The organism is Robbsia andropogonis (assembly GCF_000970345.1).
Classification (GTDB): Bacteria; Pseudomonadota; Gammaproteobacteria; order Burkholderiales; family Burkholderiaceae; genus Robbsia; species Robbsia andropogonis.
On the sequence record NZ_LAQU01000009.1, the window covers coordinates 1 to 19357 of the forward strand.

General features: G+C 58.7%; 22 protein-coding genes and 1 pseudogene. 7 read left to right on the top strand and 16 right to left on the bottom strand.

Annotation, left to right across the window (positions count from 1 at the left end):
• The 6 genes from WM40_RS10560 to WM40_RS10580 all read right to left on the bottom strand — a co-directional run.
• Positions 1–276, bottom strand: a 276-nt coding sequence (locus tag WM40_RS10560) for a MaoC family dehydratase (protein WP_046152858.1), incomplete at its 3' end; no start/stop codon positions are given.
• A 58-nt stretch (positions 277–334) separates the two neighbouring features.
• Entirely contained in the window at positions 335–1930 is a 1596-nt protein-coding gene (locus tag WM40_RS10565) for an acyl CoA:acetate/3-ketoacid CoA transferase (RefSeq protein ID WP_024902316.1), read from the bottom strand.
• 40 nt (positions 1931–1970) lie between these two features.
• Positions 1971–2144 carry an acyl-CoA dehydrogenase family protein gene (locus WM40_RS32470; protein ID WP_201779133.1) on the bottom strand — a complete coding sequence of 58 codons (174 nt, stop codon included), beginning with the start codon at positions 2142–2144 and terminating at the stop codon, positions 1971–1973.
• Positions 2083–3114 carry an acyl-CoA dehydrogenase family protein gene (locus tag WM40_RS10570; RefSeq protein WP_201779134.1) on the bottom strand — a complete coding sequence of 344 codons (1032 nt, stop codon included), beginning with the start codon at positions 3112–3114 and terminating at the stop codon, positions 2083–2085. Before WM40_RS10570 ends, WM40_RS32470 begins: the two co-directional genes overlap by 62 nt.
• A 126-nt stretch (positions 3115–3240) precedes the next feature.
• On the bottom strand, positions 3241–3624 hold the full coding sequence (locus WM40_RS10575) for a tautomerase family protein (protein WP_024902314.1): 384 nt from the start codon (positions 3622–3624) through the stop codon (positions 3241–3243).
• Positions 3625–3626: 2 nt separating this feature from the next.
• The gene (locus tag WM40_RS10580; RefSeq protein WP_162199063.1) at positions 3627–4706 is read right to left on the bottom strand and encodes a LacI family DNA-binding transcriptional regulator; all 1080 of its coding nucleotides are present in this window, start codon (positions 4704–4706) and stop codon (positions 3627–3629) included.
• Between the two features lie 496 nt (positions 4707–5202).
• Between WM40_RS10580 and WM40_RS10585 the strand changes: the two genes are divergently transcribed.
• The 6 genes from WM40_RS10585 (at position 5203) to WM40_RS10610 (ending at position 9716) form a co-directional block, all read left to right on the top strand.
• A complete protein-coding gene (locus WM40_RS10585; protein ID WP_157685772.1) occupies positions 5203–5556 on the top strand; it encodes a hypothetical protein in 354 nt (117 codons plus the stop codon).
• A gap of 429 nt (positions 5557–5985) precedes the next feature.
• Complete coding sequence (locus WM40_RS10590; RefSeq protein ID WP_024902311.1) at positions 5986–6783, top strand: transporter substrate-binding domain-containing protein; 798 nt, start codon at positions 5986–5988, stop codon at positions 6781–6783.
• A gap of 124 nt (positions 6784–6907) precedes the next feature.
• Positions 6908–7606 carry an amino acid ABC transporter permease gene (locus WM40_RS10595; protein ID WP_024902310.1) on the top strand — a complete coding sequence of 233 codons (699 nt, stop codon included), beginning with the start codon at positions 6908–6910 and terminating at the stop codon, positions 7604–7606.
• Positions 7603–8256 (top strand): amino acid ABC transporter permease, encoded by a 654-nt coding sequence (locus WM40_RS10600; RefSeq protein WP_024902309.1) that lies wholly within the window; start codon positions 7603–7605, stop codon positions 8254–8256. The genes WM40_RS10595 and WM40_RS10600 overlap by 4 nt, the downstream gene beginning before the upstream one ends.
• Positions 8237–9037, top strand: a complete 801-nt coding sequence (locus WM40_RS10605) for an amino acid ABC transporter ATP-binding protein (protein WP_024902308.1) — start codon at positions 8237–8239, stop codon at positions 9035–9037. Before WM40_RS10600 ends, WM40_RS10605 begins: the two co-directional genes overlap by 20 nt.
• A 130-nt stretch (positions 9038–9167) precedes the next feature.
• Positions 9168–9716: a M48 metallopeptidase family protein gene (locus tag WM40_RS10610; protein WP_024902307.1), complete on the top strand. Its 549-nt coding sequence runs from the start codon at positions 9168–9170 to the stop codon at positions 9714–9716.
• Between the two features lie 98 nt (positions 9717–9814).
• Here the strand turns inward: WM40_RS10610 and WM40_RS10615 are convergent, their stop codons facing one another.
• The 5 genes from WM40_RS10615 to andAc all read right to left on the bottom strand — a co-directional run bounded on the left by WM40_RS10615 (position 9815) and on the right by andAc (position 14454).
• A complete protein-coding gene (locus WM40_RS10615) occupies positions 9815–10885 on the bottom strand; it encodes an NAD(P)H-dependent flavin oxidoreductase (RefSeq protein ID WP_024902306.1) in 1071 nt (356 codons plus the stop codon).
• A 203-nt stretch (positions 10886–11088) separates the two neighbouring features.
• Entirely contained in the window at positions 11089–12327 is a 1239-nt protein-coding gene (gene andAa, locus WM40_RS10620; RefSeq protein WP_024902305.1) for an anthranilate 1,2-dioxygenase system ferredoxin--NAD(+) reductase, read from the bottom strand.
• Positions 12317–12640, bottom strand: a complete 324-nt coding sequence (gene andAb / locus WM40_RS10625) for an anthranilate 1,2-dioxygenase ferredoxin subunit AndAb (protein WP_024902304.1) — start codon at positions 12638–12640, stop codon at positions 12317–12319. The genes andAa and andAb overlap by 11 nt, the downstream gene beginning before the upstream one ends.
• A gap of 8 nt (positions 12641–12648) precedes the next feature.
• The gene (andAd, locus tag WM40_RS10630) at positions 12649–13122 is read right to left on the bottom strand and encodes an anthranilate 1,2-dioxygenase small subunit AndAd (RefSeq protein WP_096335526.1); all 474 of its coding nucleotides are present in this window, start codon (positions 13120–13122) and stop codon (positions 12649–12651) included.
• Between the two features lie 54 nt (positions 13123–13176).
• Positions 13177–14454: an anthranilate 1,2-dioxygenase large subunit AndAc gene (gene andAc / locus WM40_RS10635; RefSeq protein ID WP_046152893.1), complete on the bottom strand. Its 1278-nt coding sequence runs from the start codon at positions 14452–14454 to the stop codon at positions 13177–13179.
• A 220-nt stretch (positions 14455–14674) separates the two neighbouring features.
• On the opposite strand from andAc, the gene andR reads away from it, so the two are divergent.
• On the top strand, positions 14675–15664 hold the full coding sequence (gene andR / locus WM40_RS10640) for an anthranilate 1,2-dioxygenase regulatory protein AndR (protein WP_024902301.1): 990 nt from the start codon (positions 14675–14677) through the stop codon (positions 15662–15664).
• A 36-nt stretch (positions 15665–15700) separates the two neighbouring features.
• Here the strand turns inward: andR and WM40_RS10645 are convergent, their stop codons facing one another.
• From WM40_RS10645 to WM40_RS10660, 5 genes and pseudogenes are all read right to left on the bottom strand, one after another.
• Positions 15701–16939 carry a dienelactone hydrolase family protein gene (locus tag WM40_RS10645; protein WP_024902300.1) on the bottom strand — a complete coding sequence of 413 codons (1239 nt, stop codon included), beginning with the start codon at positions 16937–16939 and terminating at the stop codon, positions 15701–15703.
• A 70-nt stretch (positions 16940–17009) separates the two neighbouring features.
• Positions 17010–17762 carry an SDR family NAD(P)-dependent oxidoreductase gene (locus WM40_RS10650; protein WP_046152859.1) on the bottom strand — a complete coding sequence of 251 codons (753 nt, stop codon included), beginning with the start codon at positions 17760–17762 and terminating at the stop codon, positions 17010–17012.
• On the bottom strand, positions 17752–18033 hold the full coding sequence (locus WM40_RS27845; protein ID WP_051504235.1) for a hypothetical protein: 282 nt from the start codon (positions 18031–18033) through the stop codon (positions 17752–17754). The genes WM40_RS10650 and WM40_RS27845 overlap by 11 nt, the downstream gene beginning before the upstream one ends.
• A 36-nt stretch (positions 18034–18069) precedes the next feature.
• A pseudogene (locus WM40_RS32475) lies at positions 18070–18153 on the bottom strand (zinc ribbon domain-containing protein); the annotation flags it as partial.
• Positions 18150–19316 carry a thiolase family protein gene (locus WM40_RS10660; RefSeq protein WP_024902297.1) on the bottom strand — a complete coding sequence of 389 codons (1167 nt, stop codon included), beginning with the start codon at positions 19314–19316 and terminating at the stop codon, positions 18150–18152. The gene WM40_RS10660 and the pseudogene WM40_RS32475, both read right to left, overlap by 4 nt.
• Positions 19317–19357 lie beyond the last annotated feature (41 nt).

Sequence of the window (19357 nt, forward strand, 5' to 3'; positions counted from 1 at the left end):
GCCTAGCGACGCAATCGAACTGTTGTCGTACAGCTTCAACTCGGTCTTCAAGCCTTCCATCAAAGCCAATCCGTAGAGGCCGTGCGCGATCACACCGTTGAACCCCTTGCTTTGCGCAAATGCCGCGTCCGTATGCAGAGGATGATGATCACGGGTCAGCGTACAGAACGCCGCAATGTCCGTAGTGGTGATCTCATGCGGCGCCGTGCTGATCGTCTGCCCCACCGGAACGTCTTCATAGTACAAGTCACTTGCGGGAATGTCGGTTTTCGTCATCGCCTTATCTCTTTCTCCAGGTCCACTGATACGATCGTTACCTGTTTGCAGTAACGCGCTAACCCGCGTGCGTGGGCACCGGAATCTGTCTGCGTGGCAGCGCGCGGAACGCCTCTCCAATGCCCATCGCGCCAGACTTGAACAATCGCGCATCCATCATCTTCAACGTCGTGCTGACCCGCATCGAAAATCCGATATGGTCAAGTACGTCTTCTTGCAAACGCACACCAGGCGCGATCTCGGTTAAGACCAGACCATCCGCTTCGAGTTCAAACACTGCGCGCTCGGTCACGAATGACACGCGTTGACCACGACGGCGAGCCAGGGCACCGGAAAAGCTAATCTGATCGACCATTGGCACGAATTTCTTGAAACGGCCATCACGCCGAATGTCGAGCTTGCCGCCACCGGCAACGATGTCAAGACTGCCGCCGGTCAGCGTGCCGCTGAAAACAAGACGCTGCGAATTCTGCGTGATGTTGATAAAGCCGCCCGCACCGTCGTAGCGTTCACCAAAGCGTGTAACGTTGACATTACCGTTAGGATCGACTTGGGCAAACGACAGGAAAGCACAGGTCAGTCCGCCCCCGTCGTAGAAATCGAATTGATAGCCTTGATCCAGAATCGCCCGCGGATTGACCGCCGTCCCGAATTCCCGGCCATGACCGGGCACACCACCGATGACGCCGGCCTCGACGGTGAGCGTGATCAGTTCGTCGATACCCTCTTCCGCCGCGACATTCGGGATCATCGCCGAGACGCCGACGCCGAGGTTCACGACGTCGCGCGGATGCAGTTCGAATGCGGCACGACGCGCAATGACGCGTTTGATCGTCAACGGGTCCGGCGCGATCTGCGACGCCGGCAAACGGGTTTCGCCAGACCGGGCCGGATCATAATGCGTTGTGTAAGTCTGCATCTGATCCGGTTCGACGACGAAATGATCGATCAAAAAACCGGGAATCTTGACCATATGCGGGTGCAAGCTTGCCCGCTTCACCAAACGCTTTACCTGGCAGATCACGATGCCGCCCGCGTTATGCACCGCCTGCGCGATCGACAGATCTTCGCGCGATGTTGCCTCGTGCTCCATGCTGACGTAGCCGTCCTCGTCGGCGGAGGTGCCACGGATCAACGCCACCGTGGGCACGCCGGGTGCATGATAGAAAAGATAGTCGCGGCCCTTCAATTGGATACGCTCCACCATCGGCTCCGTGGTGCGCTTGTTCATTCGACCGCCTTCCTGCAACGGATCCATGTAGGTTTCCAGCCCCACGTGCGAGACGATGCCTGGATGCTTGCCCGCCATCGCCCGGCAAAGTTGTGTCATCACCCCCTGCGGCAGGTTATACGCTTCAATGGCCTCGTCCAGAATCAGTTTCATGAACGGGAGTTGCAATCCGAAGTTGCCACCAATCACGCGCCCGACCATGCCAGGATGCGCGAGGCGACAGATACCCTTCTCGGTCAGCGCTCCCACCCCGGTGATATGAAACAATGTCAGGTTGCGCGGCGTCGCGCCCTCCAGGAACCGCGATTCAAGCGCCATCAGCACGGCCTCGGGCACCCCGGAGCCGCCATTGCCTCCCAACATGACGAAATCGTCGTCTTTAATCAACGCAGCTGCTTCGGCTGCCGTGATGCATGAAATCATGATCGCTGTGGTCTCGTCGTGATCGTCTGTCGGTCGCCGTTTATGCGAGTTCCTTGTCCACCTGGCGCGAAATGATCATGCGCTGGATCTGGTTCGTGCCTTCGTAGATTTGTGCCAGGCGCACGTCGCGGAAGATACGTTCGATTCGGTATTCACATGAATAACCGTTGCCGCCATGGATTTGCAGCGCGTTCGATACATTGCGCATCGCCATGTCGGTGGTGAACAGCTTCGCTTGCGCGGCTTCTTTTGCAATCGAACCGCCCGGCGTCGTGTAGACGCGATGCATGATGGATCAACAGACGCGACGCATCGATTTCCGTCGACATGTCCGCAATCATGAATTGCACTGCCTGAAACGACAGAATCGAACTGCCGAACTGCTTGCGCTGACGGGCATAGGCTAGCGCATCTTCCATTGCGCCCTGCGCCAAGCCGAGCGCCATCGACGACATCAGCAAACGGCTGAAATTGAAATTGCCCATCGCCATCTTGAACGCCTGGTTCTCAGTGCCAACCATCGACTCTTCCGCCAGCCTCACGTTCTCGAACACCAACTGGCAGTCTTCTAGACCGTGCATCCCGAGCAGTTCCTCGTTCTTGCCCCGCGATATGCCCGGCAGAGACATGTCGACCAGGAAACAACTGATCGACTTGTGGCCCGGCGCATCACCCGTTCGCGCGAACACCATCGTGTAGTCACATACGCCGCCCAACGTCACCCAAGCCTTTACACCATTGAGCACCCAGCCGCTTTCAGTACGACGCGCCGTGGTCGTGATGCTGGCGACATCGGAGCCATGATCAGGTTCCGAGACGGCCGTTGCAAAAACAGCGCTGCCGTCGAGAATTTTCGGAATAAGTGCTTTTTGTGTCGCGTTGCCATGGTGATGCAGAAACAGCGCCGCCTCCACTGGAATCGCGAAGGTATTGCCGATTGCACCGGAGCAACGTGCCAACTCTTCCATCGCGATACATACCGCAATAGTGTCGAGTCCAGAGCCACCCGCGGATTCAGCCAGCGAGGTGCCGTACAAGCCAAGATCCGCCATGCCTTTGTACAGTTCGCGATCGAAGTAATCCTCGCGATCGATCTTCTTCGCGCGCGGCAAGACTTCCTGTTCCGCAAAGCGGCGCACGGTGTCGCGGATGGCGGTCTGGTCTTCAGTATAGAGTTGCGTCATGGCAGTGTATCAATACAGGGTCTTGCGTCAGACACGTCGTCGAATGACAACATGCACTGCGCGCGCGGCGGAACGTTTCCGGGTTTCTCTACTGCGTCAAAACGAAATGGATGCTGTCCTGGCGGTTCACGCGACTCGGTGATCGCTAGCCAGCATGCCGTCATGTGCGACTTCATCCAGATCACGATCGAAGAAATACACGGCGGTGTCGGTCACCATCGGCGCACAAGCGTCATTGAAGCCGGCGGTAATATGGGCGGCCGCGCGTCGGCGAGCGTCGACATCCCGCCGATATGCGTGCACTTTGATCAGGACGCGTACCGGACGGCCATCTTCATACCCCAGCTTGCCGGCGTGCGCGTAATCACTACTTTCAAGCGGCTGGAAGAACACCGTCACAGTAACGGCCTTCACATCGAACGCGGCAACCACCGCTTCCGTGACGCTCCGGGAAATACGTTGTTTCGTCTCGGCCGGCAGCAACGGCGAAATAATTTCGAGATACGGCATGGTCACTTGGATTCCACGGAAAGATTGCCCTGAAAGACGAGAGGATCCACCGTATCGTCAGTCGCGCATAAAGGCTCTGCTGGGGCTCGGCATGAGCCACGCAGCATCAAACGCTGGCCGACGCGGTATTCCCTTGCCCCGTTCGCGGCGCCATCGATCCGCTGCAAAATCCTATCCGCCGCCAGGTTCGCCAGCGCCTCCGGGCCGCTGTCGACCACGCTCAGGGTCGGGCGGCCCCATTCGAACCATGGCGAATCCTCGGCGCACAATAAAGAGATATCTTCCGGAACGCGTAGACCGCGCTCGGACACAACACGCATGACACCAAGTGCGGATTCGTGATTCGCCACGAAGATAGCTGTCGGCGGATCCGGTCGGTCGAGTAGCGCCATCGCGGCGTTCGTCCCGGTCTGCGGCAAATAAGGGCCATCGATGATCAGCGCCGGATCGAACGGCACGAACGCTTCGTCAAGCGCCCGGAGATAACCGGCCCGGCGCTCGTCCCCCGATGTCGTCCCACGCCGCCCGACGACCAGACCAATCCGGCGATGCCCCATCTGCAAAAGGTAACGCGTTGCGTCATAGGCCCCGTCGACATCGGCGCTCAACACGGATTCGAGCAATGCCGATGGATCGCGACGCACAACGCAGAGAACCGGCACACCACTGCGTTCCAATTGGACGAACACCTCGCTGTTCTGCCCGGTTGGCACCACAACCACGCCGCTGACGTTGTAGTCGGTCAATGCAGATATGGCGTCACGCTCTTGCTGGGCGTCATCACCAGTAATGCAAAGCATTACTTGATAGCCTTTTTCACGCATCCGGCCTTGCACAACGGCAGCGATACGACGGAAGGACGCATTCTCAAGGTTATGAATGACAACGCCGATCAACTGCGCATGCCGGGTCTTCAAACCTTGCGCAAACTTATTGGGACGGTAACCCAACCGTGACGCCGCCTCACGAATGCGCGCTTGCGTGGCGGGGCCCGCCAGCCCCTTCCCGGCCAGCACTCGCGACGCCGTGGCCACGGAGACATGGGCAACTTCGGCAACGTCGCGCAATGTGACGGCTTTCATATCCGCGTCCTTGGGCATGAAGGAAAGTAAAAGTCGGGAAAAATCACGTAATCGATTACGTTGATCGGATGGTAGGAAGCGAAAAATGACCAGTCAATAAGCTGACCATTACCAAATGAAGGTCAGGTATTGGCGTACGTTATAGTGTGTTTTTGACATGACACATGGCACGAGGCCTGAGTCCTTTACTTGACAGGCAATAGCGCTTGCCATCCTGGCCAGGACGGCAGACGCATGTAAGAATGCGTAACCGTTTGCTTGCAAGGAGACCTCGAACGCGACGAAGTGGCGGGTATTTCCGGCAAACGGTCGATGTGCATCGGCACCTTATAGCCCGCTAACGCCCCGTGCCATGCTTGCAATCCGTTACTGAAACGGAAGAAGAATCTGTGTGAGAATTGAACTATTGCCCGTGCCGTTGCACATAGGCAGTGCGTGGCGCGAGTCCGCAGCCCGTCCCCATTCACAACCCGGCACGAGATAGAGACCGATGAGCATGGATAGCGAGACGCAGCAGGCAATCGATGAGCTGAGACGACAAGTTGAGGAACTCACTAAGGCGTTGCTGCAAATACAGAAAACGTTGGTCAGCAGCTTTACGTCGCATAACACTTCCATCAATGCGCACACACAGGCGATCGATACGCATACCGCGCAGTTATCGGCACTGACACCTATTGCCCAGGCAACTGTGGCACGCCTGCAGCATGATCCAGAATTTGCCATGATTCTTAAGCGCATTCTGGAAGAAATATCCGCCAATCAGAACGCTTCAACCATTCCTGACAGTGCACTAGAACGCAGCGAACAGTTCCTGCGGCGCATTGTCCCGGGTCACCTCATGCCTTGAGGGACATGGTCGGGACCCGCCGCATCCCGGTGAAACCGGCTGCGGCCGTGGCGCGCCTACCATCTTTCAGCACCGTAAGGCCGCATGCGTCATGCGGCCTTGTTGCGTTCCGAACAATGGTTTTTCGAGATACGGCAAATGGCAGCGCGTGGTACAAACGACACCCAACACGCTGAATTGCCGTTCACGCCGATTGCCACCTAATTTGGCATCTGCAAGAATGCGAGCGTCTGCACGTGCCAAGCAGCGATTCATGCCCGACGTTGGCAACCTGTGCAGCGGTATTCGGGGACCGGCGACAACGGGATCGCCGCCCCGAGCCTTGCCAGCCTTGTCATCGCCACGCATGCGGTGGGCGCCGTGGCATCGTGCCGCCGGCGCCCGTTACTCGACCGCCCCATGCGGTCACCCAGCAAGAGTTCCATGACAATGAAATACCGCTCGATCCTGACCTCGCTGTGCATCAGCATTTCGCTCATCGGCGCCACGGCCGCGCACGCCGACGCGCTGTCCGACATCAAACAGCGTGGCACGCTACGCATCGCGGTACCGCAAGACTTCGCACCGTTCGGCTCCGTAGGAGGGGATATGAGCCTTCATGGTTTGGACATCGACACCGCCGGACTGATTGCCAAGGCCATGCATGTCAAGCTTGAACTCGTGCCGGTCAGTAGCGCGAATAGAATTGCCTATCTCCAGACACACAAGGCGGACCTAGTCATCTCGACGCTTGGCAAAAACGCTGAACGTGAGAAAGTGATTGACTTCTCGCAAGCCTACTCGCCGTTCGCGAACAGCGTGTTCGGGTGGAAGGAAATCAAGGTCACCGGACCGGAAGATCTGGCGGGCAAAACAGTGGGCGTTGCCCGCAGCACGTTCGAAGATCTGCAATTGACCCAGACCCTGCCGCCATCGGCAACAATCAAGCGGTATGACGACAACAACGGCATGATCGCGGCCTATATGTCGGGGCAGGTACAGGTTGTGGGGACCGGCGACTTCGTTGCCAATGCGATCGCTGAAAAGCATCCCCCCCACCCGCCGGTCTTGAAGTATGTCATCCATGAGTCTGGGTGCTACGTCGGCCTGAACAAGGGCGAACCGGCACTACTCTCCGCAGTCAATGACGCCCTGACGGCAGCCAAAAAGGACGGATCGCTGAATAAGATCGTCGAAAAATGGCTGCATACGCCGCTGCCGCAAACAATGGCGACCACATTCCAATAAAATACGTCAGCCCGACGCCGTCGGAGATCTTCCCATGACGGCGCTGCCATGACATGTCACTGCGCCATCATCGCTTCAGGGCAGCATCCCGTTGTTCTGGAACCCACGCTTTCGTATTTTCAAGATGGCTTACCAATTCGATTTCGGCGCGGTCTTCGACTACACGCCTGTGCTCGTCACAGGCATTGAGGTCACGATCGAGCTGACCGTCGCCGGCGGAATTCTCGGCATGCTGGTTGCAATATTCTGTGCGTGGGTGCGTACGGACGGTCCAACCTGGCTGCGTCCCATCGTGGGACTGTACGTCGAGGTAATCCGTAATACGCCGTTCTTGATCCAGCTTTTCTTCATTTTCTTCGGCTTGCCGGCCCGCGGCATTCGCATCAACGAGATGGAAGCGGCAATCCTAGCGATGGTGATCAATCTGGGTGCCTACAATACGGAAATCATCCGGGCAGGCATCGCAGCCATTCCCCGTGGCCAACGCGAAGCCGCCGCCAGCCTGGCGATGTCGCGTGGGCAGGCGTTCCGCTACATTATCCTGCAGCCTGCATTGCAGAAGATGTGGCCTGCGCTGTCGAGCCAATTGGTCATCGTGATGCTTGGGTCGGCAGTGTGTTCGACGATTGCCGTTACGGAATTGTCCTTCGCGGCGAATTTCATTCAGGGACGCAACTTCCGCTCATTCGAATCCTATGCAATTACAACCGTAATCTACCTGGTTCTCGCCATCGTCCTGCGTCAGATTCTGCGCTATATCGGGGATCGTTACGTTGTCAATCGACGTCCCCGTTCTGTGCCTTTCCCGGGAGGCCGCGCATGAGCTTTACATTGTGGGATATCATCCGTGCGTTACTGATGGCATTGCGTTGGACGGCATTGTTATCCGTGGTTGCCTTTATCATGGGCGGAGTGGTCGGTCTGATTCTGCTGTGGTTGCGGATTTCGCGCGTGCGAACGGCAAACTGGTTCGCGCGTGGCTATATCGAACTCTTCCAGGGTACCCCGCTGCTGATGCAGCTCTTCATGATCTTCTTCGGCCTTGCGCTGTTCGGGCTGGATGTACCGGCCTGGCTTGCCGCGGGTATCGGCCTGACGTTGTGGTCCAGTGCCTTCCTGTCGGAAATATGGCGCGGCACCGTCGAGTCGATCGCGAAGGGACAGTGGGAGGCATCCGCCAGTCTGGCAATGACGCGGCTGCAACAGATGCGCTACGTTATCCTGCCGCAGGCACTGCGGATCGCCATCGCGCCTACCGTCGGCTTCTGCGTGCAGATCGTAAAAGGCACCGCGGTGACATCGATCATTGGTTTCGTCGAAGTAACGAAGGCCGGTACGATGATCACGAACGCGACGTTCCAACCTTTTGAAACCTACGGCATCGTTGCCGCCCTGTATTTTGCGCTGTGCTGGCCGTTATCGCTCTACAGCCGTTTCCTGGAGAAGAAGTTCCATGCCCCTCATCACCATTGACGGCGTCAAAAAGCGCTTCGGCGATAACGAGGTGCTCAAGGGCATCACGTTGAGCGTCGACAAAGGCGAGGTCATCGCGATCATTGGCAAGAGCGGCTCGGGAAAAAGCACGCTGCTGCGTTGCATCAATGGATTGGAGACGATCGACGAGGGCAATATTAACGTTGCGGGCGCTTACGTCGGTCAAGGCGATGCGGAATTGCGGCGGTTGCGCTTGAAGATCGGTATGATCTTCCAACAGTTCAATCTGTTCCCCCATCTGACCGTGGGCCGTAACGTCATGATCTCGCCGATGGTGGTCAAGAAGACCAGCGAAGCGGAGGCGCGCAAGGCCGCAACGGCGCAGCTAGAGCGTGTCGGCCTCGGTGCGAAGTTCGATGCCTATCCAGATCAGTTGTCAGGCGGGCAGCAGCAACGCGTGGCCATCGCCCGCGCCCTGTGCATGGCGCCGCAGGCGCTGCTCTGCGACGAGATCACGTCAGCGCTGGACCCGGAGCTGGTGCAGGAAGTGCTGGCCGTCGTTCGGCAACTGGCCGACGAAGGCATGACGCTGCTGATGGTCACGCACGAAATGCGTTTCGCGCGGGAAGTGTGCGATCGCGTGGTGTTCATGCATCAAGGGAAGGTGCATGAGGTCGGGCCGCCGGAAGAATTGTTCACGAACCCGAAGACACCGGAGTTGCGGCAGTTCATCGGCATGACGGCGGGCCTTTCCGGTGGTGCGGCGGATGGCGCGCCGGCAACGTCATTAGACGCTGCCGGCTTGCCGCAGTCGGCTTGATGAAGGCGCCGGTGTGACCGCCGACACGCACCGCGGCGCCCTTGCGCTTCCTGTCAACCGCGCCATCAGAATGGCTGGCACGGGCGGCGCGGCAACATCGGGCCCTACGGGCGACGCGTTGGATGCCGCCCTGGTCCGCTTGCCCTACCTGAATCACTATCCTCCGGCGTTGCAACAGCAAGTTCGCACGTTGATAGACGAAGGCCGTGTTGCCCGCTATCTGCAAGGGCGTTATCCCGATTACGTTCTGCCGGCAACTGATGACACGTGCATTAAGGAAAGCGGATCGCGGCATGCCGTGCAATCGGACAAGGCATTGTATGCCTTTTGCGCTGACGTCAAACAGCAATTCCTGCGTTCCGCCCCGCCAGTCGACAAGGTGCTATACGATAACAAGCTCGATGTCGTCCGGCATGCGCTCGGGTTGCATACCGCCATCTCGCGAGTCCAGGGTGGCAAGCTCAAGGCGAAGAAGGAAATTCGCATTGCCTCGCTATTTCGCGATACGCCGCTCGCATTCCTGCGCATGATTGTCGTGCACGAGGTGGCGCATCTCAAGGAACCAGAGCACGATAAGGCGTTCTATCGCCTTTGCGAGTTCATGGAGCCTGACTACCACCAGATCGAACTCGATTTGCGTATTCATCTGACGGCGAAACAGTTGCGATTGATCGCTTGAGGAACGGTGCCGTCTAAGTTGCATGGCATTCCGAAACTCCTACTCCCTGTCATGCTGCTTACGGTACGGCACGCCGAATGCTCCAGTAACGCGCCGCCTCACCCTCGTGTTTGCGCCTGTTGCCATTCCTTGACCAATACCGCCATCAGCTCTTCTGCCGGGAGCGTCCGCGCAAGAGGAGCCGCTTGACCGGCCCAATGCGCTGCGTAACTGTGATCGCCGCGCTCGCTGGCTGCTTGATGCAGGGCCTTGCCGGCATCGTACGCGATGGGGTAATCCGGCAACGCTGGTGCACCGGAAGCGCCCATTGCATGAAAGCGATTGACAATACCGCGTGCCGGCCGCCCCGAAATGGCGGCGGTGATCGCGGTATGCGCGGCCTTTTCGCTCTTCAGTTCATCCCGATATGCCTCCGATGCCGATGACTCCGGGCACAGGATGAATGCCGTACCCATTTGCACGCCTGCGGCACCCAGTTGCATCGCCGCGGCGATGCCCTCCCCGTCCATGATGCCACCCGCTGCTATCACGGGAAGACGAGACCGGCTCGCGAGAACACGCACCAAAGCCAATGTCCCTATCTCATTATCATGCGCGGGGTCGAAGACGCCACGGTGACCGCCCGCCTCGATACCTTGCGCCACGATCGCATCCAGGCCCGCTTCCTCGATCTGCCGCGCCTCTTCAAGATTCGTGGCGCAGCCCATCGTCACGCTGCCCGCCTTTCGGAGTGCGTCGATCCAATGCGCATCAGGTAGTCCAAAGTGGAAGCTCACCACTTTCGGGTGGGTCTGTAACAACGTTTCAAGCAACGCGTCATGGCCGAGGGCCGTCGCATAAATATTTCGAAGCGACGGTGGCGGTGTCGCGTCGAACTTCCGGAATTCGGGCGCAAGATGCTGTAGCCAGGCCGCTTCGCGCGTTGCGTCGGCACGAGCCGCCACGTGGCAGAACAGATTGACATTGAACGGCTTGGTGGTCAGCGCCTGTGTCTTCCGAATCTGCTCCGCGATTTGGGCAACGGTATTGGCGCCCAATCCCAGGGATCCCAGTCCTCCCGCATTCGACACGGCGGCGGCGAGACTTGGCGTGCTGATGCCGGCCATCGGTGCCTGGATGATTGGGAAGCGCACGCCAAAAAGCGCCGCCACCGTTTCCGGCGTAGTCATTGATTACTCCAAGTTTCGTGTTTGATTCTTCGCGATAAGAATATAACAAACGCGCTCGAAGATCAGGATCTACCGATATTTCGCTATTCCCGTGACTCGGGTGCAGGCGTGTTCGCATGGTCTTGGCAGCCGAAACGCCAATGCGGGAGCGCGTCAAGCGCCGACCACAGCGCTCGACGACACCCCTACTGCCGCGCCCGGAATTACAGCAAGGATCGCAATGTCACGGCGCCGTCCTGCAGTGCGGCAGGGTCCAACGACTTCCCCGCCGTGAGCAAACGTCGGCAGACTGCCATATCCCGCCCCGCATTGACGGTAACCGCGGCCTGCAGTCGTTGCCCCCCATCGAGGGAAAACAGCGAGAAGACATCGTTCGCCGGATCACCGCGTAGCACCAGTCGCTCCGATGCATCAGCCATATCCGGGGACGCGAATATGCCCAGTGTCTGCACATTGCAGGTGTATTGATCCGACCAGAGCCAAGGTATTTCAGCATAGCGGTCATCGGCGCCGAGCATATTTGCGGCCGCGACAACGGGCTGATTTTCCGCAACCTGCCAGGATTCAACACGAAGATGCCGGCCCAGCAATGGATTGAAGTGCGACGTTACTTCCCCCGCGGCAAAAATGTGGGGGTCTTCGGTCCGGCATTGCGCATCCACCACGATGCCATTATCCACGCGCAACCCCGCCGCCGCCGCGAGTTCCACGTTGGGCAAGACGCCAATTCCCACCACCACGACATCCGCCGTGATGCTGTCCGCACCCGCGTCCACCGCAATCGCCCCCTCATCCGAACGACGAAGTGCCGTCATACGCGCGCCCAACCGGACGTCAACACCACGTCCGCGATGCAGCGCGAGAAGGTACGCCCCTACCGTCGACGGCATCGATCGCTGCAACAAACGCGGCGCGGCCTCAAACAGCGTGACCGTGCAACCGAGTGCACGCGCAGACGCAGCGACTTCGAGTCCGATGAAACCTCCGCCAAGCACCGCCACGCGCGTGCCCGGTTGTAATACCGCGCGCAATGCCTGTGCATCGGCCACAGTCCGCACGTAATGCAGCGGCACGTCCGTATCGACCGGCCCCGGGAAAGGCCGGACGCGTGATCCTGTCGCCAGCAGGAGCGCATCATAGGGCAACGCCCCACCTCGGTCCGTGGTCACGACACGCCGTGACCGATCAATCGCCGTTACCCGTGTGCCGAGCTGCAGCGTGATCCGTTGTGCGTCATACCACGCGGCATCGCGAATGAACGCGCGCCGCGCACCATCGGCGCTGGTCAACGCTTCTTTCGATAACACCGGCCGATCGTATGGCAACGCCTCCTCGGCACCAACCAGCGTGATTCGCACCTCCGCATCACGCTCCCGCAACGCTTCCGCCGCACGGCGGGCAGCATGGCCCGCCCCGGCGACGACGATGGATTTAACCGACATGGACTTCTACCCGCGATGCGACAATGCGTATCGGAAATACGCGAACCGGTTCGGTGATCGGTGCGCAGCGTGGTGCACCGGTCCGGATATCGATCAGTCCTTGGTGCAACGGACATTCCACGCAGCCGTCTTCCACGAATCCCTCTGAAAGCCGCGCATGGCCATGTGAGCACAAGTCGTTGAGTGCAAATACTTCATCCCCCAGACGGAAAACCGCGATCTGCCTATCCCCGGCAAAAACGGCGGTGGGCTCGCCTTCGGTGAAATCATCGAGTGCGCCAATGGGCTGCCAGTTCGTTTCCATAGCGTCCATCCTTTTTCTCAGATCGGCGTTGCAAGCAGGGTCTGCACACGCGAGGTGTCATAGATGACCCGCTTGCGCCGATAGCGCAGACCCGCGTCGGTATGTACCACGGTATCGAAATACTTCCCGGCCTGATAGACGTTCGATTCACCGTTAGCGCGCGTCTGCACCACGACATAATTGCTTTCGGTTTCAATCTCGCCGTCGCGTTCGGATAGGATGATCATCCCCGACGTCATATGGCGATACGTGTGTTCCTCGAAGATATTCGCGTTCCGCAGCGACACCACGCGATCGCGCAACATCCTCTGGTTCGTGCAGTAGATGATGCCAACCGGCAGACCCATGTCCGCATTTTCCTTCGGCACGATCTCGTACAGGCAATCCTCGGTAAACATCGCCGGCCACGCTTCGAGCCGGTCATTGTCTAGGTTGCTGATATATTCGTCCTGCAGCATTTGCAGCGAAAGCCACAACGTTGTTCGATCCATCGTATTCCTCTTGTGCATTGGCGGCCGCGATTGCCAGTCCGCTACGGGTTTCGCTCAATAGCCCATCAGTTTCTGATACCCCACCCAGAACTTCCGGATCAGGCTTTCCGTTATCACCGTATCCTGTTGGTCTGGATTACCGCGCGACATCTCGATGACAGATGTCGCATCCGCGTCGCGGACGGTGCCGCGTTGCACCAATTCGGTCGCCTCGGTGTCTTCCATCGAGATATAGCCCGCTGGCCCGACAAGATTCGCCTGCTTGAGGCGCAGCTCTCGCATTTCCGGCGTGTCGTCGGTGTAGCCAAAGAAATGGAAGATCAACTCGAAACTGTTCGGCCCTTTTGGCAGCAGTTGCCGCGCGACCAACGTATTGTGGATTTGCTGAACCACCAATTGCGGGAAGATCGGCTGGATATGGTTCGTCGTGTCTTCCTCATATTCTGAGATAAGGCCGAGAATGGAGTCATCTTCCAGGACAAAGCCGTCATCCATCGAACGGATATTCTGCTGCTTGTACGCGGCGGATGTATCTTCTCCGGTCTTGGTCACGGTGATGATGCTGTGCAATCCGTGCGTGGCGTCAGGAATCGAACGCGCCTTCATGCCGACGCGGAAGATATTGAACGTGGTATGAAACAGGTGCAGCATGCTGGCGTGATACGGATCCTTGACGTTCTCGAAATACAGCTTCCAGTTCGATTTCGAGAACTGCCGCGTGCAACCAAGATATTCAATGGGTTTATGGAAGATCCGATCGATCCATGGACGCATCTCCGCACCCAGGTACTCGGGGAGCGAGCCTACTGTGTCGCTGAACGTGGCGAAGACAAGTCCGCGATAACTGTCCACCCGCAATTGACGCAAACTATGTTGCTTTGGATCGAAATCCGCGGGCATGCCGGTCATGCCCTTCTGCCCACGACGGAACGGCACGCCGAGCAAGTTACCGCTGTTGTCGAAGCTCCACTGATGGTATACGCAGGTGTGCGACGTGGCATTGCCCCGCGCCTTCCGGCACACCGAGGCACCGCGGTGCGCGCAGCGGTTCACCCAAGCGGACAGCGAACCGTCTTCGCCGCGTGTCACCACCACCGGGGTATCACCGACAAACGTACTCTTGAAGTCGCCGGCGTGCGGGATTTCGGCCTCCAGCGCAAGAAAATTCCACGTCGGGCCGCGGAAGATACGCTCTTGCTCACGGTCATACACCGCCTGCGAACTAAATACTTTATACGGAACGCGCGATCCGTCATCATGCGGAAAAACCACCGCGTCGGCCTCTCGCGGTGCGTCGCCAGGCTCATGCGGAGCCTTGCGGCTCAGGGGCATTGCGACTGTTGTTTCCATCATCTTTCTCCGTTTTGTGGGGCGCTTGCGCATTACAGGGCGTGTAGACAGATTTTTGGAGCGCCACAATAACGGGTCTATCCATAAAAAACGCGCGAATACCGGTCTTATCCAATTTCGGCAGGTTTCCCAGGTGCCTGCGTTCCGGGATAGACTGTTACTGAATTATTGGCTTCGTCCTCGATAACGGGGTCAGATGATCATGCCGCTTTCCTTTTTCCATCCTGACGCGCTGCGCAAGTACCGTCTGTTCGAATCGTCGGACCTCGACGAAACACGGGAGTCCATTTCCCGCGTGATGCAACCGCATGCGCTACGCCCCACCGGCCACGCGGAGGGCACCTCGCACATGGATTTCGTGAAAGTGGGCCGCCTCGGGCTGGGCACTATTGCTTTCGGGTCGGACATGCATGTCGACGTGGAGTCCGTCGATGGCTATTACCTGCTGATGTTCTGCCTTTCCGGGCAGGCGCTGGCCCGCACGCGCGACACCACCTTGCGCGTGGATCAGGACAACGGCATCCTCTGCCGCCCGGGGCACTCCTTCGACGCGCAGTTATCCGATAACTGCGAACAATTCGTGTTGCGGATCGACGCGCAAGCATTCGTATCCGTGCTCGGTGACGAACCGCTTCATATTGCCCCGCGGCTGCCCGTAGGCGGCCCTCATCTGCGCGGATGGATGGAACAACTTCGCGCCTTGACCGGTTCCACCGCCTTGCTCGAAAGCGCACGCAACAGTCCCGGCATTGCCACGCATATGGAGCATTTGCTGCTTGAGTTGTTGTCTCAGGCAGTTGGCCCCCTCTCGCCGTACGATGGAATCTCAGGCGTCTCCGCCGCGCTACCCTCGCGATCCACAGGCATCGCGCCTGCTTTCGTTCGTCGCGCCGAGGACTTCATTCGCGCGCGCAGTGCGGACGCATTGCAATTACAGGACATCGCCGACGCCGCCGGTGTGCCCCCGCGAACATTACGCGAAGGTTTTCAACATTTTCGGGGCATCACACCGATGCAGTTTGTTCGGGATATCCGGATGTCACGGGCTCGTGAGACGTTATTGCGTGCCGAACAGGATGTTCGCGTTTCCGATATCGCGCTCGAGTGCGGTTTCTTTCATCTTGGGCGCTTCTCACTTGCGTATGCGAAGACGTTCGGCGAATCTCCCTCGGAAACGCTGCGGCGGCGCTGAGTAAGCCCATAGGCGACTCCCCGGACCGCGTACCGATCAGACCGGCTTGCTTTCACTCGACGCCCAGTTCGGCATCATCGTGTTCGATGGCAATGTTTCGTCCACCAATTTCCTGGCTGCCTGGATGCCCGCGATGGGCAGTCCCGCGGGGTTCAATACCCCGATCTGCACCAACACCGACGCCTGATCCCAATAGATGTGCTCGTTATAGAGCTTGTCACCACGGAAGCAGACTACCGCGAGCATTGGTACCTCGAAATACTTGCCCGTGGGTGCCAACCCTGGCAACAGCCAGTCGATCTCTCGATCATGCGTTGCACAGAAAACAAATTCATCGACAATGCGATCCGCCCCGATGGTTCGCGACAGCGGAATCAGGCGCGTGTCCTCGGGATTTGCATTGACGAAATGGTATTTATAGAAGCGCTTCAACTGGTCATGCCCGACACCACCCGTCATTGTCGGAATATGATTGACGTAAGGCTCGGCCACCATCGTCGGCATGATCGCGTCTACATCACGCGTGGCGAATTCGTAATAGCAATGCTGCTCCCATAGATGGTTCAGATCGAAGATCGGACCCAACGTGGTGCGAAGCAATGCCAGCGTGCGCGAATAGGCCATTTCGGCGGCAGGCTTGTTGAAGTGCGACCGGTCCGGTGTCGCGAATGCGTGATTGCAGTCAGGATAGACATGATGCGCGATCCGCGGATTGTCTGCAAAGCGCTGCACGATCGCGTCACGGACATCCGGCCCACAGAAGGCATCGTCACCCGCGAAGTGAAATAACATCGGGCAACGGATGGCGTCCATCTCGTCGAGATGCGCCTCCAGTCCAACGCCGTAATAGCTCACCGCGCAGTCGACATCGGTACGGACCGCCGTTAGCAGCGCCAGCCGCCCACCCATGCAATAACCAATCGCACCAACCTTGCCGGCCTGACGCGGATGGGCGCGTAATGCGGCAAGCGTCGCCGCGATATCCTCCACGGCTTTCTGCACGTCGAGCTTTTCAAGGTACCCGAGCGCCCGCGCGAAATCAGCTTCGTCATAACCGAGCACGACCCCTGGCTTCATACGCCAAAACAGATCGGGCACCATCACGACATACCCTTCTTCCGCATAACGATCGGCCATGTCTTTCATGAAACCGTTGATGCCGAAGATTTCCTGAATCAATACCAGCCCCGGTCCGGAACCTTGCTCGGGCATGGCGAGATACGCCGAAAAGGTTTGGCCGTCGGCCGACGCGATCTGAATGGTTTCGCCGCTCACAAAAAGCTCCGTCGTTAATAAGTACAAACGCGGCGTATCACCGCGCTCCACAGGATAGACCAAAAAGCAGTCAACCGAAGTTGGCGAACTGCTGCTGCACCGCGACCCGATCATGCGCAAGCTGCGCCGCGACATGCCGCGCCATCTCACCGACGTAGACTTCGTCAACGTGGTTCGTGAGCGCATCGAACACGGCCTTGACCACTTCGCTCACCGCCAGCTTCGGCGGCGGGAAATCTCGACTCATATCGGTGTCTATCGCTCCCGGCAGCACAGCCATGACCTGCACGCCTCTCGGACCAAGTTCGGCACGTACGCCTTCCGTCATCCTGAGTGCCGCCGCTTTCGCGGCGCAGAGTGACGTCATTGACGGCAAGGTCACACGCGCCAAAATAGACAGAATATTGATGATTGCCGCGCCTGTTTCCGTCCCACTCGTCTGCTTGGCCACCTGTGTCAAGATTGGCGCAAAACCGCGCGTGAGTTGCAGTGTCCCGAAATAATTGACTTCCATCTCGGCGCGCGCGGCCGCGAGGTCGTCTTGAGCCAAGGCCGGTTGCAAGCGATTGATACCGGCGTTATTGATCAGCAACGTGACGTCTGTCGCCAACATGGTGGCGGCATTCACTTGCGCGGGCACCGTAATGTCCAGTAGCACCGGCACGATACGCCGATCTTCCCGCCAGGGTGCGGGTAGCGACGCCAGATCGCGCGCTGCTGCATAGACCTTTCTCGCACCACCCGCGACCAGCGCATCCACGAAGCCAACCCCAAGGCCGCGATTCGCACCGGTTACAAACGCCACACTGCCTTCAATCCGCATTTTGACCCCCTGGTTGACCTGTTCTCGATCGCACGTCACTTTCCTTTGCATCAATGGCGATGGCACGGCTGGCATGAATACGCTGCGCGGCGTCCATCGTCAGCAACACGGCGGCACCATTCGGCGCGATTCGATCCGGCCAGTCTGCAGGTTCAAGCATCGCGATCACAATGGGGCCGTGATCCGTTTCGACGCTCGCAAGATGCACGTCCCCCGCTTCCTTGTCACCTGCGGACACGCCTGCTCGCATCCGCACCACGGTACTTTCCATAATCCGTCCGCCCGCGCACCCGAGAACGCGCCACGAACCGCTCCCACACGCTGGGCAAAATATGCGCGCAGGGAAAAGCGCATGGCCGCAGGCAGTGCAAGAATATACGTGCAATGTCATTCCATCGATCCCGTAGCACGTGCCAACACTACAGCATTGGCGCACATCGCGTAGCGATAGCCCACCATGCCATAGCCGCTGACCACCGCGTATTGCGCGTTGCGCACTTGCCGCGCACTGGCGCTTCCCTGTAATTGCTTGATCGCTTCAACAAGGCCATGCATGCCACCGGCCGCGCCCGCCTGCCCCACCGACAACTGGCCTCCCGAGGTGTTCACCGGCAATGCGTGCGACGTAACCTTGTCAAGCAAGGACCGCACGTCACCATCGGGGGCAAAGCCAAGGTCCGTGAGTTGGATCAGTGCCATCACCGGATAGTCGTCATACACCGAGACGAGATCGATCTGCTCGGGCGTGATCCGTGCCTGACGCCACAAATCGCTGGACAGTGTTGCCAATCCGGTAAGCAAGCCGTCGCCGCCTTGATGATCCGCGTTGTAGCTGCATTGGAGCGCTTGGACCTTGACGGCCGTGCCGGATTTCACAAGATCCGCTCGCGCAACGACGATCGCGTTCGCACCACTGACCACGGGCACGCAATCGAAACGGCATAACGGGTCCGCGACCATTGGCGCGCTCAGGTAGTCGTCCATCACCAACGGCATTCGGTACACGGCATCCGGATTAAGAATCGCCCACTCGCGCTGCGCGATACAAATGCGACCGTAGTCCTCACGCGCCAGCCCATGCAATCGCGCGTGACGCTGCGTCAACATCGCGAATAGACTATTCGGGCCACCATTTTCCAACGGTCGCAGGTAATCCCGTGTCGTAACGTTGTAATGCTCGACCAAACGCTTGAAGTCGGCGGGTGAAAAGGTATCGCCCGACAACAATACGATCACGTTTGCATCGCCATGCTGCACAGCGCGCATCGCGTGCTGCAGCAGATTGATACCGCTGGCGCCACCGTTGCAGTCATCCATGTTCCATCGAGTACGAATGCCAAGACGCCATGTCATGTCGATTGCGTGATCGGGCGCCAACGTAAACGAAGATACGCCAAGGCCGTCCACATCGTCTGCGCTGAAACCGGACTGCGAAAGGGCCATGGAAAATGCAGCCGCCAGCAGTGCTGCCGTTGTCATGTCGTCACGCTTGCGCCGATAGGGTACTTCAACCGCTGCGGCGATTCGCGCTCCATCGAAATCACAGGGGTGCATGCATTCGCTCCACGATACCTGCCATCATCGCCTTCATTTCG

Coding starts and splice junctions, on each gene's coding strand:
- andAa (WP_024902305.1), bottom strand. CDS start 12,327: ATGTCGGTTAAATCCATCGTCGTCGCCGGGGCGGGCCATGCTGCCCGC.
- WM40_RS10595 (WP_024902310.1), top strand. CDS start 6,908: ATGGCTTACCAATTCGATTTCGGCGCGGTCTTCGACTACACGCCTGTG.
- WM40_RS10600 (WP_024902309.1), top strand. CDS start 7,603: ATGAGCTTTACATTGTGGGATATCATCCGTGCGTTACTGATGGCATTG.
- WM40_RS32470 (WP_201779133.1), bottom strand. CDS start 2,144: ATGGCGATGCGCAATGTATCGAACGCGCTGCAAATCCATGGCGGCAAC.
- WM40_RS27845 (WP_051504235.1), bottom strand. CDS start 18,033: ATGGAAAGTACCGTGGTGCGGATGCGAGCAGGCGTGTCCGCAGGTGAC.
- WM40_RS10590 (WP_024902311.1), top strand. CDS start 5,986: ATGAAATACCGCTCGATCCTGACCTCGCTGTGCATCAGCATTTCGCTC.
- andAb (WP_024902304.1), bottom strand. CDS start 12,640: ATGGACGCTATGGAAACGAACTGGCAGCCCATTGGCGCACTCGATGAT.
- andAd (WP_096335526.1), bottom strand. CDS start 13,122: ATGGATCGAACAACGTTGTGGCTTTCGCTGCAAATGCTGCAGGACGAA.
- WM40_RS10615 (WP_024902306.1), bottom strand. CDS start 10,885: ATGACTACGCCGGAAACGGTGGCGGCGCTTTTTGGCGTGCGCTTCCCA.
- WM40_RS10580 (WP_162199063.1), bottom strand. CDS start 4,706: ATGAAAGCCGTCACATTGCGCGACGTTGCCGAAGTTGCCCATGTCTCC.
- WM40_RS10565 (WP_024902316.1), bottom strand. CDS start 1,930: ATGATTTCATGCATCACGGCAGCCGAAGCAGCTGCGTTGATTAAAGAC.
- andR (WP_024902301.1), top strand. CDS start 14,675: ATGCCGCTTTCCTTTTTCCATCCTGACGCGCTGCGCAAGTACCGTCTG.
- WM40_RS10650 (WP_046152859.1), bottom strand. CDS start 17,762: ATGCGGATTGAAGGCAGTGTGGCGTTTGTAACCGGTGCGAATCGCGGC.
- andAc (WP_046152893.1), bottom strand. CDS start 14,454: ATGCCCCTGAGCCGCAAGGCTCCGCATGAGCCTGGCGACGCACCGCGA.
- WM40_RS10575 (WP_024902314.1), bottom strand. CDS start 3,624: ATGCCGTATCTCGAAATTATTTCGCCGTTGCTGCCGGCCGAGACGAAA.
- WM40_RS10660 (WP_024902297.1), bottom strand. CDS start 19,316: ATGCACCCCTGTGATTTCGATGGAGCGCGAATCGCCGCAGCGGTTGAA.
- WM40_RS10605 (WP_024902308.1), top strand. CDS start 8,237: ATGCCCCTCATCACCATTGACGGCGTCAAAAAGCGCTTCGGCGATAAC.
- WM40_RS10570 (WP_201779134.1), bottom strand. CDS start 3,114: ATGACGCAACTCTATACTGAAGACCAGACCGCCATCCGCGACACCGTG.
- WM40_RS10585 (WP_157685772.1), top strand. CDS start 5,203: ATGGATAGCGAGACGCAGCAGGCAATCGATGAGCTGAGACGACAAGTT.